Source organism: Streptomyces sp. NBC_00158, assembly GCF_045160885.1.
In the GTDB taxonomy this organism is placed as follows: domain Bacteria; phylum Actinomycetota; class Actinomycetes; order Streptomycetales; family Streptomycetaceae; genus Streptomyces.
On sequence record NZ_CP108161.1, the window covers coordinates 1,043,317 to 1,057,201 of the forward strand.

General features: G+C 73.9%; 10 protein-coding genes. 8 read left to right on the forward strand and 2 right to left on the reverse strand.

Annotation, left to right across the window (positions count from 1 at the left end; all coding sequences use genetic code 11):
- Nucleotides 1-1,356 precede the first annotated feature (1,356 nt).
- The 6 genes from OG553_RS04785 (at nucleotide 1,357) to OG553_RS04810 (ending at nucleotide 10,060) form a co-directional block, all read left to right on the forward strand.
- Nucleotides 1,357-3,183, forward strand: a complete 1,827-nt coding sequence (locus OG553_RS04785) for an AMP-dependent synthetase/ligase (protein ID WP_405977762.1) — start codon at nucleotides 1,357-1,359, stop codon at nucleotides 3,181-3,183.
- Nucleotides 3,184-3,294: 111 nt separating this feature from the next.
- Nucleotides 3,295-4,566: an ABC transporter substrate-binding protein gene (locus tag OG553_RS04790; RefSeq protein ID WP_405977763.1), complete on the forward strand. Its 1,272-nt coding sequence runs from the start codon at nucleotides 3,295-3,297 to the stop codon at nucleotides 4,564-4,566.
- Between the two features lie 10 nt (nucleotides 4,567-4,576).
- On the forward strand, nucleotides 4,577-7,849 hold the full coding sequence (locus OG553_RS04795) for an ABC transporter permease subunit (RefSeq protein WP_405977764.1): 3,273 nt from the start codon (nucleotides 4,577-4,579) through the stop codon (nucleotides 7,847-7,849).
- Nucleotides 7,846-8,613 (forward strand): ABC transporter ATP-binding protein, encoded by a 768-nt coding sequence (locus OG553_RS04800; RefSeq protein WP_405977765.1) that lies wholly within the window; start codon nucleotides 7,846-7,848, stop codon nucleotides 8,611-8,613. The genes OG553_RS04795 and OG553_RS04800 overlap by 4 nt, the downstream gene beginning before the upstream one ends.
- Before the next feature lie 171 nt (nucleotides 8,614-8,784).
- The gene (locus OG553_RS04805) at nucleotides 8,785-9,627 is read left to right on the forward strand and encodes an aldo/keto reductase (protein ID WP_405977766.1); all 843 of its coding nucleotides are present in this window, start codon (nucleotides 8,785-8,787) and stop codon (nucleotides 9,625-9,627) included.
- 7 nt (nucleotides 9,628-9,634) lie between these two features.
- Entirely contained in the window at nucleotides 9,635-10,060 is a 426-nt protein-coding gene (locus OG553_RS04810; RefSeq protein ID WP_405977767.1) for an RICIN domain-containing protein, read from the forward strand.
- 22 nt (nucleotides 10,061-10,082) lie between these two features.
- Here the strand turns inward: OG553_RS04810 and OG553_RS04815 are convergent, their stop codons facing one another.
- Nucleotides 10,083-10,388, reverse strand: coding sequence for a 4a-hydroxytetrahydrobiopterin dehydratase (locus tag OG553_RS04815; RefSeq protein ID WP_405977768.1), 306 nt, complete (start codon nucleotides 10,386-10,388; stop codon nucleotides 10,083-10,085).
- 201 nt (nucleotides 10,389-10,589) lie between these two features.
- On the opposite strand from OG553_RS04815, the gene OG553_RS04820 reads away from it, so the two are divergent.
- Both OG553_RS04820 and OG553_RS04825 read left to right on the forward strand, forming a co-directional pair.
- A complete protein-coding gene (locus OG553_RS04820) occupies nucleotides 10,590-12,413 on the forward strand; it encodes an FAD-dependent oxidoreductase (protein WP_405977769.1) in 1,824 nt (607 codons plus the stop codon).
- A gap of 33 nt (nucleotides 12,414-12,446) precedes the next feature.
- Nucleotides 12,447-13,253: a helix-turn-helix domain-containing protein gene (locus OG553_RS04825; protein WP_405977770.1), complete on the forward strand. Its 807-nt coding sequence runs from the start codon at nucleotides 12,447-12,449 to the stop codon at nucleotides 13,251-13,253.
- On the opposite strand, the gene OG553_RS04830 is transcribed toward OG553_RS04825, so the two are convergent.
- Nucleotides 13,239-13,670 (reverse strand): hypothetical protein, encoded by a 432-nt coding sequence (locus OG553_RS04830; protein ID WP_405977771.1) that lies wholly within the window; start codon nucleotides 13,668-13,670, stop codon nucleotides 13,239-13,241. The two genes, OG553_RS04825 and OG553_RS04830, sit on opposite strands and share 15 nt — an antisense overlap.
- Nucleotides 13,671-13,885 lie beyond the last annotated feature (215 nt).

The window sequence follows — 13,885 nt, forward strand, 5'->3', positions numbered from 1 at the left end:
GGCCGCCGCCTGGGGCTGATACCTGCGCCAAATGATGCGCTGGCCCCCATCGGGGCACGGCAGGCGCGACAGATCACCACGCGCTGCCCAGATATCGGCGACTGGCGGCCGTTTGGTGCTGGTGCGGACGAGAAATTGGGCGGAAGGCCACCTTCGAGCGGCGAATCGACCCTCCCGCAGGGTCTTTGGCGGTCTGTCGGACTCTGCGGACGCCTTTTTCAACCGCAGACTCCGACAGAGACCCTTCCGACCTCACCACAGCCCCCAAAAATGGACAAATGGGGCGCTTGAGCCTTCTTTCTGACCCATGACCGGATCATGACCGGCCCAAGAGCAGCCCAAGAGTAGCCCAAGAGCAGCCCAAGAGCGGCCCAAGAGCGGCCGCCGGCCGCCAGCCGCCAGCCGCCAGCCGCCAAGCATTGGGCAGCGCGTAGTGATCTGACGCGCCCCCCAGCACCCTGGGCTGCTCTGTTCGTCTTCTGGTGCGGGTGCCAGCCCCAGGCGGCGGCCGGTCGCCGAGATCTGGGCAGCGCGTAGCGATCTACCGCGCTCGGCCGCCGCCCAGGCTGCTCTGTTCGTCTTCTGGTGCAGGTATCAGCCCAAGGCGGACGCCGGACGCTGAGACGGGAGGAGCGCGTAGCGATCTGGCGCGCTTGGGTGCTCCGCAGGGGGCTCTGGTCGGTTTTTCGTGCGGGTAGACGCGCCCCTGGCTCGGCATGGGGACTTCTGAGGGCTCGGATGCCCGGCGGGCCGGGCCCCGGCCCCTCGCCTCATCGCTGACGAGGCCGTCCCTCACCCTCTTCCCCGTGACCGTTCTTTTGGGGGTTTCCCGGCAGTTCTTCGGCTTTCCGGGGCGGGTCGGTCTGTCAAGGGTGGCCGAAGGCCATCGCGAAGCGACGCGACCGAAGGGAGCGCCCTTGACAGGCCGGCCCGACACGGAAGGACGATGGGACTGACGGGAAACCCCCAAGGCCGCTCAGAGACCGCCCCAGGGGATACCGCCCCTCACACCCCGCCCCGCAACCGGAGCCCACCATCGCCCGGCGAACCCGCGGGCCCCCGCGTCCCGCGACCGCGCGCGCCGCGCAGCCCGGCACACCCAGGGCCAACACCGCCCCGCCCCGCTCCGGCCGGGCCGTCGAACCTGCCCCCACGAGCCGGCGTACCCACCCACCGACCCGCCCCCACCCCCTCGCGGGGGAGATGGCCCGCCCCGCCGCGAGCGCCGGGCCTGCGTTCGTCGCAGGTCGTGGGGGATTTCGGGGCGGGGGGATCTTGTGGAGGTTTCCGCGGGGGTGCCGGGCGCGGGTGCGGTTGAGGTAGCGTCGCGGCGCCCTGCACGCAGAGGAGCGGAACTTGCGCGAGTTCACCGTCCCACCCCTGGTCACCGGCGCACCGGCCGGAGGTCTGGCCGACACCGTCTTCCTGCGCGCCGGGCAGGATCCGGAGCACGTGGTGCTCGGGCGCAAGACGGACGGGGTCTGGCGGGACGTGACCGCCCGTCAGCTGGCCGGGGAGGTGCTCGCGCTGGCCAAGGGGCTGCTGGCGCAAGGGGTCCGGTTCGGGGACCGGGTCGGCGTGATGTCCCGTACGCGGTACGAGTGGACGCTGTTCGACTTCGCGCTGTGGGCGATCGGGGCGCAGCCCGTCCCCGTGTACCCCACCTCGTCGGCGGAGCAGGTGCACTGGATCCTGTACGACTCCGCCTGCACGGGCTGTCTGGTGGAGGACGAGGACCAGGCGATGACGGTCGGCTCGGTGATCGAGCGGCTGCCGGGGCTGCGGCTGTTGTGGCAGCTCGACGCGGGGGCGGTGGAGGAGCTGGTGGCGGCGGGGCGGGGGGTGGCCGAGGACGTGGTGCACCGCCATCGCGGGGCGGTGACCCCGGACGCCGTGGCGACGGTCATCTACACCTCGGGGACCATGGGCCGACCCAAGGGCTGTGTGCTGACCCACGCCAACTTCATGTACGAGGCCGACACGTTGGTGGCGCGGTGGGAGGCGGTGTTCCGGGCGGGGCCGGGCGGGGAGCAGCCGTCGACGCTGCTGTTCCTGCCGCTTGCGCACGTGTTCGGGCGGATGGTGGAGGTGGCCGCGGTGCGGGCCGGGGTGAAGCTGGGGCACCAGCCGGCGGTGGCCGCGGCGGAACTCCTGCCGGACATGGCCGCGTTCAGGCCGACGTTCGTGCTGGGGGTGCCGTACGTCTTCGAGAAGATCTTCGCGGCGGCGCGGCGGACGGCGGAGGCCGACGGGCGGCGGGGGCCGTTCGACCGGGCGGTGGAGACGGCGGTGCGGTACGCGGAGGCGCGTGAGCAGAAGGCGTTCGGGAAGGGGCCGGGGCCTTCGGCGGCGCTGCGGATGGAGCACCAGGTCTTCGAGAAGCTGGTGTACGGGAAGGTCCGCGAGGCGCTCGGCGGCCGGGTGCGATACGCGATGTCGGGCGGGTCGGCGATGTCGCGGCGGCTGGGGCTGTTCTTCGACGGGGCCGGGGTCACGGTGTTCGAGGGGTACGGGCTGACGGAGTCCTGCGCGGCGGCGACGGCGAATCCGCCGGGGGCGGTCAAGTACGGGACGGTGGGCCTGCCGATCCCGGGCAGTACGGTGCACATCGCCGAGGACGGGGAGGTGTGGCTGTACGGGGGGCACGTCTTCTCGGGGTACCTGGGGGATCCGCGTTCCACGCAGGAGGTGTTGCGCGGCGGCTGGCTGGCGACCGGGGACCTGGGCCGGCTGGACGGGGACGGGTACCTGACCATCACGGGGCGCAAGAAGGAGATCCTGGTGACCTCCAACGGCAAGAGCGTGGCCCCGGCGGCGCTGGAGGAGCGGGTGCGTTCGCATCCGCTGGTGTCGCAGTGCGTGCTGGTGGGCAACGACCGGCCGTTCGTCGCGGCGCTGGTGACGCTGGACATGGAGGGGGTCGCGCACTGGCTGTCGATGCGGAAGCTGCCGCAGCGGACGGCGGAGCAGGTGGCGGGGGACCCGGACCTGACGGCGGAGGTGCGGCGGGCGGTGGTGGCGGCCAACACCCTGGTGTCGCAGGCGGAGGGGATCCGTGCGTTCCGGGTGCTGGCCGAGCAGTTCACGGAGGAGCGCGGGCTGCTGACGCCTTCGCTGAAGCTGAAGCGGCGGGCGATCGAGAAGGCGTACGAGCGGGAGGTCGCGGGCCTGTACCCGTCGTAGACACCGACCGTACGCATCATCTGACGGGTCGTCATTTCTTTCCGCAGAGGATATTGACGGTGCGTCAGGTCACGCACAGAATGCGGGGATTCCTACGGAGGGGATCCACCCATGTCGCGACCCATCCGCGTCCTGGCCGCCTCGGCGGCCGTGCTCGCGCTCGTCTCCGCCTGCAACTCCGCCTCCACCTCCGGCCAGACGGTGCCGGGGAGGTCCGGGGACGCGCCCGGGGGGCAGCGCGGGGTCACCGACAAGACCATCAAGGTCGGCGGGATCGTGTCGATGACCAGCGCCAGCGGATACAGCAAGAAGGACACCGACCTCGGGGCGAAGGCCCGCTACCTCCGGGCCAATGCCGAGGGCGGCGTCCACGGGCGCACGATCGACTACATCGGTGCGGAGGACGACGGCCAGGACCCCGGGAAGAACCTGGCGGCGGCCCGCAAACTCGTCCAGCAGGACAAGGTCTTCGCCGTCGCCCCGATGAGCTCGGTCACCTTCTCCGGCGCCGATTTCCTGGAACAGGAGAAGGTCCCCACCTTCGGCTGGGGCACCCTGCCCTCCTTCTGCGGCCCCAAGTACATCTACGGGTTCAACGGCTGCCTGGTCCCCTCCCCCGGCGGCACCCTCAACCAGACCTGGCCCGAGGGCATCGCCAAGGTCCTCGGCGCGGCCAAGGGCAAGTCGGTCGCGGTCATCGCCAACGACAGCGACGCCGGCAAGTTCGGCATCCGCACCTTCCAGCAGGGCTTCGCCGCGGCCGGGTTCACCGTCTCGTACGCCAAGGCCTCGGTGCCCGCGACGGCCGTGCCCAGCGACTGGAGCGCGTACGTCAAGGAGATCATGGAGAGCGCCGGCGGAAAGGCGCCCGACGCCGTCGTCTCGGTCATGCAGACCCCGAACAACATCGGGCTCTTCACCGCCCTCAAGCGCGCCGGCTACAAGGGCGTGATCTCCGACCCGACGGACTACGACCCCGGGCTGCTCGCCAAGGACGCCACCCGGCAGGCCCTCGAAGGGGTTCACGTCCTGCTCCAGTTCGAGCCCTTCGAGTCGGACAGCCCGAAGATGAAGCAGTTCAAGGCCGACATCAAAGCCGCCTCGGGCGGACAGGAGGTCCCGTTGAACATGCACATGCTCACCGGGTACATGTCGGCCGACCTCTTCCTCTCCATCGCCCGGAAGGCCGGCAAGGACCTCACCACCACGCACTTCCAGAACGCCGCCCAGAGCTTCTCCGACACCGGCACCCTCGTCGGCGACCGCGCCGAGCCCAAGGGCCAGAAGGACAGCTTCGGCTGCGGAGCCCTCGTACAGCTCAAGGGCGGGCGGTACGAGGTCTCCGTGCCGTTCGAGTGCCACGAGCCGATCCCCTTCAAGTAGGGGCGGCGGCATGGGCGACCTGCTCGTCTTCGTACTGAGCGGCCTGGTCTCCGGCGCCCTGTACGCACTGCTCGCCACCGGGCTGGTGCTGTCGTACTCGGCGTCCGGGCTCTTCAACTTCGCGCACGGAGCCACCGCCTACCTGTGCGCGCTCACCTTCTACGAGCTGCACTCGGGCCTGGGCTGGCCGGCCGTCCCGGCCGCCCTGCTGGTGGTGTGCGTACTGGCGCCCGGCCTCGGGTGGGGCCTGGACCGGCTGATGTTCCGGCGGCTCGCGCGGGTCGGGGAGACCGCCCAGATCGTGGCGACCATCGGCCTGCTGGTGGCCCTGCCGGCCGCCGGGCTGTGGGCGGTGGAGGTCCTGACGGAGGCGGGCCTGCCACTGAAGCCCGCCGAGAACCAGTTCGGGCTGCCCGGGGTCGGGCCGAGCCCGGCGCGGTCCTGGCAGCTCGCGGACGGCGTCGGCGTGGACTCCGACCAGCTGATCACCTGGGTGGTGACGGCGGTGGTGGCGGCCGCCCTGTGGGTGCTGCTGCGGCACACCCGGCTGGGGCTGCGGCTGCGGGCCGCCGTCGACGACCGCTCGCTGACCGAGCTGCGCGGGATCAGCGCCGACCGGCTGTCGTCGGTGGCGTGGATGATCGCCTCCGCCCTGGCCGGGCTCGCCGGGGTGCTCGCCACTCCGCTGCTGGGGCTGTCCGCGCACGACTTCACCCTGTTCCTCTTCGTGTCGGCGACGGCCGCCGTGCTCGGGCGGTTCGCGTCCGTACCGCTGGCCTTCGCGGGCGGGCTGGGGCTCGGGGTGGTGCAGAACCTCGTCGCCGGGTACGCCTCCTTCGCCGAGGGGATCACCGGCTTCCGGACGGCGGTGCCGTTCCTGATCCTGTTCGGCGGGCTGCTGGTGCTGACCCGGCGGGCCCGCACCGCGGGGGTGACGGCCGTGGAACCGCCGCCGCCCGACCATCTGGCCGGGGCCTCCTGGGGCCGGCGGTGGGGGGTGTGGGCGGCGGGCGCCGTCCTGCTGGGCACGGCCTTCTACACCGTCACCACCCCGTTCTGGAGCGGGCTGCTGGCGCAGGGGCTGGCCGTCGGCCTGGTGTTCATGTCCTTCACGGTGGTGACCGGGCTCGGCGCGATGGTCTCGCTGGCGCAGGCCACCTTCGTCACCGGGGCCGCGCTGGTGGCGGGGCTGCTGATGAGCCGCGGCTGGCCCTTCGCGGTGGCGCTGGCGGCGGGGACCTGCGTGGCCGCCGCCCTGGGGGCGCTGGTGGCGCTGCCCGCGCTGCGGCTGGGCGGGCGCTCGCTGGCCCTGGCCACCCTGGCACTGGCGTTCCTCGCCGACCAGGTGCTGTTCCAGATGCGGTGGCTGCGCGGCGGGGACGCGGGCTGGGCGGTGCCGAGGCCGGTGATCGGGCCGGTGGACCTGACCGACGACCGGGCGTTCGGCCTGGCCCTGGTGGTGCTGGTCTCGCTGGTGGCGGCCGCGTTGGGCGCGCTGCGGGACTCCCCGTCGGGGCGGGCGATGCTGGCGGTGCGCTCGGCCCCGGCGGCGGCCATGGCCTCCGGGGTGTCCGTCCTGCGGACGAAGCTGCTGCTGTTCACCCTGTCGGCGGGGCTCGCCGGGTTCGGGGGCGTGCTGTACGCCTCGTACAACACCCGGATCACGGCTACGGACTTCACCGCCATGACGGGGCTGGTGTGGCTGGCGGTGGTGGTCGCGGCCGGGGTGCGGCGGGGGCCGTACGCGGTGGTGGCGGGGCTGGTGTTCGCGGTGGCCCCACGGCTGCTGTCGGACTACGTGACGGAGTCGGCCCACCTGCCGGTGATCCTCTTCGGCCTGGCCGGCCTGGCCCTGGCCAACGACCCGGACGGCTACTGCGCGGCCGGGCCGCTACGGCGTTCCCGAGCCCTTGCCCTGGCCGGGCGGAGCGGGGGCCGGCCGGGCCCCGCCGGGGCCGGCCCGGCCCCCGCGGGCCCGGGCGGAGCCGCAGCCGCCGCCGCAGCTGGCACGGCGGCGGCCGTGCCGAGCGGCGCCGCGGAGGCCGAACCCGCCGCCGGGCCACCTGCCCCGCGCCCTTCCCCGGCGTCCGGCAGCCTCCCGGAAGCGGTGCGCGGCAACAGGGCAGGTGGGGACGACGCACGGGCCGAAGGCCCGTCGGCCGGTGCCGGAGGCGGTGCCGAAGCGGCAGCCCGTGCCGGGGCCGGAGGCAGTGCCGGAGCCGGTGCCGCAGCCCGTGCCGAAACCCGTGCCGGAGGCGGTGGCGAAGCCGCAGCCGGAGGCGGTGGCGAAGCCGCAGCCGGAGGCGGTGGCGAAGCCGCAGCCGGAGGCGGTGGCGAAGCCGCAGCCGGAGGCGGTGGCGAAGCCGCAGCCGGAGGCGGTGGCGAAGCCGCAGCCGGAGGCGGTGGCGAAGCCGCAGCCGGAGGCGGTGGCGAAGCCGCAGCCGGAGGCGCAGCCCGTGCCGCAGCTGGTACCGGAGCCGAAGCCCGTGCCGGAGGCGGTGGGGGTGCCCGCGGCGGAGGTGGTCCGGCCGGCGGGGCGGGCTCGGGCGTCCGGGCGGTTCCGCGGCCGCGTGCGGCAGCGGCCGGTGGGGCGCCGGCGCTCGAACTGTGCGGGGTCACCGCCGGGTACGACGGGGGGACCGTGTTGCACGGGGTGGACCTCGCCGTCCGGCGCGGGGAGATCCTGGCCGTGCTCGGGCCCAACGGCGCCGGGAAGAGCACCGCCTGCCGGGTCGCGGCCGGGCTGCTGCCGGCCACCGGCGGGACGGTCTCCGTGGCCGGACGGGACGCCACCCGCGAGGGGCCCGTACGGCGTTCGCGCGCCGGGGTGCTGCTCGCCCCCGAGGGCCGCGGGATCTTCCCCGCCCTCACCATCGAGGAGAACCTGGCGCTGTACCTGGAGGACCCCGGCGAACGGGACGCCGTGTACGGCCGCTTCCCCCGGCTGCGCGAGCGGCGTGCCGTCGCCGCCGGGGCGCTGTCGGGCGGGGAGCAGCAGATGCTCGCGCTGGCCCCGCTGCTCCAGCGGCCCCCGGCGGTGCTGATCGCGGACGAGCCCTCGCTCGGGCTCGCGCCGCGCGTCGTGGAAGAGGTGTACGCGCTGCTGACCGAGCTCCGAGGGGCCGGCACCGCCCTGCTGCTGGTGGAGGAGAAGGCCGCGGAGATCCTCGGGATCGCCGACACGGTGGCCTACCTCGCCCAGGGCCGCGTCTCCTGGTGCGGCCCCCGGGCCGAGGTGGAGGAGGAGCGGCTGACCGAGGCCTACCTGGGGATGGCGCCATGAGCGATGTGCTGCGCGCGAGCGGGATCGGCGTGAGCTTCGGCGGGGTCCGGGCGCTGGCCGGGGTGGACCTCGGGGTGCGGGCCGGGGAGGTGTGCGGGCTGATCGGGCCGAACGGGGCCGGGAAGACGACCCTGTTCGACGTGCTGTCGGGGATCCGGCGCCCCGACCGGGGGCGGATCCTGCTCGACGGGTCGGACGTCACCCGCCGATCGCCCGTGTGGCGTGCCCGGCACGGGATGCGGCGGACCTTCCAGCGGCAGCAGCTGTTCGGGCAGCTGAGCGTGGCCGACAACGTGCTCGTCGCCCAGGAGTGGCGGGGCGGCGGGGGCGGCCCGGCCGCCGACCTGCTGGCCCTGCCCGCCCGCCGGGCCCGGGAGCGGGCCCGGCGGGAGCGGGGCGGGCGGGTGCTGGCCGACTGCGGGATCGGCGCGCTCGGGGCCTCGTACGCGGGCGGGCTGCCGGTCGGGCAGGCCCGGATGGTGGAGCTGGCCCGCGCGGTGGCGGACCCGCCGAGGGTGCTGCTGCTGGACGAGCCCGCGTCGGGGATGTCGGCGCCGGAGCGGGCGCAGCTCGCGGGGGTGGTGCGGCGGCTGGCGGAGGAGGAGGGCTGCGCGGTGCTGCTGGTGGAGCACAACGTGGCGTTCGTGATGGACCTCTGCACCCGGGTCGTCGTCCTCGACCTGGGCTCCGTCCTCGCGGAGGGCACCCCGTCCGAGGTCCGCGCGGACCGGCGGGTGCGGGAGGCGTACCTGGGGACGGCGTGAGGTGGCGGCGGGGCGGCTCGGGGGCGTCGACGCGCCTCCGAGCGCGGCCGGCGGGTGGCCGGCGGGTGGCGGGAATAGGGTGGGCGGGGGCCGGTTGTCGTCCCTCGTGCACCGTGGCCCGTGGCTCGGCGCAGCCCTACCGCTCCAGCGAACCCGAGGGAACGACCAGACGTGAACCAGGTGCCCGCCGTCCTGCTCAACAACGGCACGTCCATGCCCCAGCTCGGCTACGGCGTCTGGCAGGTGCCGGACTCCGAGGCGAAGAAGGCCGTCGCGACCGCGCTGGAGGCCGGCTACCGAAGCGTCGACACGGCGGCGGTGTACGGCAACGAGCGCGGCACCGGAAAGGCCCTGGCCGCGTCCGGGATCCCGCGCGAGGAGCTCTTCGTCACCACCAAGCTGTGGAACGGCTCCAAGCAGCGGTGGGGGCGGGACGAGACGCTGCGGGCCTTCGACGACTCGCTCGGCAAGCTGCGCCTCGACCACGTGGACCTGTACCTGATCCACTGGCCGCGTCCGATGCGCGACGACTTCCTGACCATCTGGAAGACCTTCGAGGAGATCGCGGCGAGCGGCCGGGCCCGGGCGGTCGGGGTGTCCAACTTCCGTCCCGAGGACCTGGAGCGGCTGCGGGCGGAGAGCGCGCTGGTGCCGGCGGTGAACCAGATCGAGCTGCACCCGCTGTTCCCGCAGGCCGGGCTGCGCGCCCTGCACGCGTCGCTGGGCATCGCCACCGAGGCCTGGTCCCCGCTGGGCCAGGGCAAGGAGCTGCTCGGGCTCCCGGCGGTGGTCTCGGTCGCCGCCAAGCACGGGCGCAGCGCCGCGCAGGTGGTGCTGCGCTGGCACCTCCAGCTGGGCAACGTGGTGATCCCGAAGTCGGTGACGCCGTCCCGGATCCGCGAGAACCTGGACGTCTTCGGCTTCGAGCTGGACGCCGAGGACCTGGCCGCGCTGGACGCGCTGGGCGCGGGCGGGCACCGGATCGGGCCGGATCCGGCCGTCTTCGACGTCTGAGCCGCCGGTGAGCCTCGAAGACGGGACGTATCGGATCCGCAACGTGGACAGCGGGCTCGTGCTCCAGCTGGAGGGCGCCTCCCGGGTGCGGGTCGGCCCGGACGGGCCGCCCGCTCCGGAGGCGGCCCGGCGGTGGCGGATCTCGGCCGTGCACAGCGGCGGCGGGGTCTTCCACGTGGTGAGCGAGGACAACGGGCGGCGGCTGGACGTGGCGAACGCCTCGACCGAGAGCGGGGCCCGGGTCCAGGTGTGGCGGGCCAACGCCTTCGGCGCCCAGGAATGGCTGGTGGAGGAGCACCTGGACGATCCGGGGGTGGTGTCGCTGGTGGCGTGCATCAGCGGGCTGCCGCTGGAGGCCGAGGGCGGGGGCCGGGTCCGGCAGGGCGAGGACACCGACTCGCCCTCCCAGTGGTGGCGGCTGGAACCCGTCTGACGCCGGCCGTACGCGGGCGGCGTCAGCTCGCGCCGTGGGCGGGGGCGAGGGCCTCGACGCGTTCGGCGAGGCCGAAGTCCTGTTCGGTGACGACGTCGCCGGCGTCGTGGCTGTTCACCGAGAGGCGGACGGTGTTGTAGCCGAGGGTGAGCTCGGAGTGGTGGTTCAGTTCGTCCTGGACCGCGCAGATGTGGGCGACCAGGGCGCCGGCGTCCCGGTGCGTGCCGACCCGGTAGGTGCGCTCGATGCGGTCGTCGCCGAAGGCCCAGCCGGGGAGTTCCCGGAGCCGGTCCTCGATCTCCTTCTGCGAAAGCGGGTCGCTCGGCATCCGCTGTCTCCTTCCCCGTGTTCCCGTCCGGGTTCTCGCCCGTCGTCCCGTGATGTGCTGTCAGTTTTCCACGGCGTGCGCCGTGGTGAACCTTTCCCGCCATAGTGCGCCCGGGTGCTTCACGATGCTTCCGGGGCTCCGCCGCCCGCCCTATGCTCCAGCGCCGGACCGAGCATTACCACCGGTAACCAGGAGGCGGGCATGGCCGGCAAGGGCAGCACGGGGGATGCGGCGGGTGCGCGCACCCCAGGAAGCTCCAGGCGCACGTTCATCGCGGGCGCGGCGGCCGCCACGGGGACCCTCCCGGCCCTGGGCGCCCTCGCGGCCCCCGCCTCGGCCGCCGCCGGCCCGCCGCCCGCCCCGGCCGCGCGTACCGTCGCCGTCCTGGGCGGCGGTGTGGCCGGGCTGACGGCCGCGCACGAGCTCGCGGAGCGCGGCTACGCCGTCACCGTGTACGAGCGCCGGGCGCTGGGCGGCAAGGCCCGCAGCATGGACGTGCCCGGCAGCGCCCGTGGCGGCCGCAGACCGCTCCCCGCCGAGCACGGGTTCCGCTTCATCCCCGGGATCTACCACAACCTGCCGGACACCATGCGGCGCATCCCCTTCCCCGGCAACGCGAACGGCGTGTGGGACAACCTGGTGGCCCCGCCGGAGATGATGTTCGCCCGGGCGGCCGGCCGCGAGGACCTGCGCGCGCCCATCCCCTGGCCCGGCCACTCCCCCGCCGGGCTGACGCCGGAGGAACTGCGGCGGGCCCTGACCGGGATGCTGGAGTCCCTGGTCCGGCTGCCCGCGCACGAGACCGCGTACTTCGTGAACCGGGTGCTGGTCTTCCTCACCAGCTGCGACGAGCGCCGCGACGAGGTGTGGGAGCGCACCCCCTGGTGGGAGTTCACCCGGGCCGCGCGGATGTCCACCGAGTACCAGCGCATCCTCGCCGTGGGCATCACCCGCAACATCGTGGCCACCAAGGCCGAGGAGGCCTCGACCCGTACGGTCGGCACCCTCGGGGAGGCCTTCGTCTGCAACGCGCTCGGCCTGGGCGCGGACGGCCCGCCGGACCGGATCCTGAACCTGCCGACCAACGAGGCGTGGATCGACCCGTGGGAACGCCACCTGCGCTCCCTCGGCGTGGAGTTCAGGATCGGCTGGACCGTCCAGGAGGTGCGGTACGGGGACGGCCGCGTGAGCGGGGTCGCGGTCCTGGACCCGGACGGGGCCCGGCGGACCGTCACCGCCGACCACTACGTCAGCGCCCTGCCCGTGGAGCACGCCCGCCGCACCTGGAGCGCGGCGCTGCGGGCCGCGGACCCGATGCTGGGGCGCTGCGACCGGCTGCGGACCGACTGGATGACCGGCATCCAGTTCTATCTGACCGAGCGCGCCCCGCTGGTCCACGGGCACCTCAACTGCATCGACTCGCCCTGGTCGTTGACGGCGATCCAGCAGGCGGAGCACTGGCCGGCCCGCGACTTCCCGGCCGACTACGGCGACGGCACGGCCGTGGACTGCCTGTCGGTGGACGTCTCCGAGTGGGACAGGCCCGGGATCCTGTACGGGAAGACGGCCAAGCAGTGCACCCGGGAGGAGGTGGCGCGCGAGGTGTGGGCGCAGCTGAAGGCCTCCCTCAACGACACCGGCCGGACCGTGCTGGCCGACCGCACGCTGCACTCCTGGTTCCTGGACCCGGGCGTGGACGGGCTGGGCACCCCGGCGCCCACCAACCAGGACGAGTTGCTGATCCACCCGACCGGGACCTTCCACGACCGGCCGAGCGCGGGCACCCGCGTCCCGAACTTCTTCCTCAGCGGGGACTACGTGGCCGTCGACATCGACCTCGCGACGATGGAGGGCGCGAACGCGTCGGCCCGTGCGGCCGTCAACGCCCTGCTGGACCGGGACGGTTCGGGGGCGGCGCGGTGCGCGGTGATCCCCCGGCACCGGCCGGCGGAGCTGGAGCCGTCGAAGCGGCACGACCTGTGGCGCTACCGTCTCGGCCTGCGGAACGTCTTCGACCTCGGCTGATCGGGAAGGCCCGGCTCGACTACCGTCGTCGCCATGACCTCCACGACCCCTGTGGCGCCCACGGTCGGCGCCCTGCTCCGGACCTGGCGGGAGCGGCGCGGGATCAGCCAGCTGGAACTGGCGGGCCGCGCCGACTCCTCGTCCCGCCACATCAGCTTCATCGAGACCGGCCGGTCACGCCCGAGCGAGGAGATGGTGCTGCGGCTCGCCGACCGGCTCGACGTGCCGGTGCGCGAGCGCAACGCGCTGCTCCTCGCGGCGGGTTACGCCCCGCACTACGCGCACACCGCGCTGGACGACCCGTCCATGGAGACCCTGCGCGAGGGGATGCAGCGGCTGCTGACCGGCTACGAGCCCTACCCGGCGCTGGTGGTCGACGCGGTCTACGACGTGGTGGCCGCCAACCGGGGCATCGGGATGCTGCTGGAGGGGCTGCCGGAGCACCTGCTGACGCCGCCGCTGAACGCGATGCGGATCACCCTGCACCCGGAGGGCCTGGCCCCGCGGATCCGCAACCTCAGGGAGTGGCGCGGGCACCTGCTGGCCCAGATGGAGCGGCAGATCGCGCTGGCCCGCTCGGCGCCGCTGCGCGCGCTGTACGAGGAGGTGTCGGCCTACCCGGTGCCGGAGGACCGCCCGGGCGACGCCGAACCGGACGAGGCGGTCCCGTACATCGCGCTCCCGCTGGTGATCGAGCACGACGGGCACCTGCTGTCGTTCGTGTCGTCGATCGCGACCTTCAACACGCCGATGGACGTGACCGTCGCCGAGCTGGCCATCGAGACCCTCCTGCCGGCCGACCCGGCGACGGTGAAGTACCTGCGCTCACTGGGCCCCTGAGGTCCCGCCGGCCGAGCGCAGCGCCAGCTGCTGGAGGAGCGCGAACGAGGCCACGGTGAGGGCCTGCGCCGGGATCCACACCGCACCGGCCGTGGTCGGCTCGAACCAGACGGCGAGGGAGACCAGGCTGAGGGCGGCCCACGCGTAGTTGGCCTCGATGACGAACTTGACCGGGAAGACCGGCGGACGGCGGCGCGAGGCCAGCCAGCCGACGCCGGCGCCGAACGCGGTGAGGAAGAGGCCGAGTTCGAGGAGGGCGGTCTGGCCGACGCCGAGGAGCCGTCCGAGCGGGGCGGAGAAGGCCGCGTAGGCCAGGCCGTTGGCGGTGGTGACCACGGCGTCGAGGGCGAGGAAGCGGCGCAGCACGCTCTGCGGGACGGTGGTGCGGGCGATGCTGCCGAGCAGGGTCGCGGACATGGCGGTTCAGCCTCCATCGGGGTCGTACGTGCTGGTGGGAGCGGGCCCCGGAGCCGAGTGCGCGACCCCGGAACCCGCTGTCCCCACTGTGCCGCCGCCCCCTCGGCGGGGTCGATTACCTCCGGGGTCATGGCCGTTGCCGGGTGGGGTGCGCGGTGGTGAGTGTGGGGGATGCGGTGGTTGGGGGCGGGGGCGGCGGATAGGCTGCTCCGCAC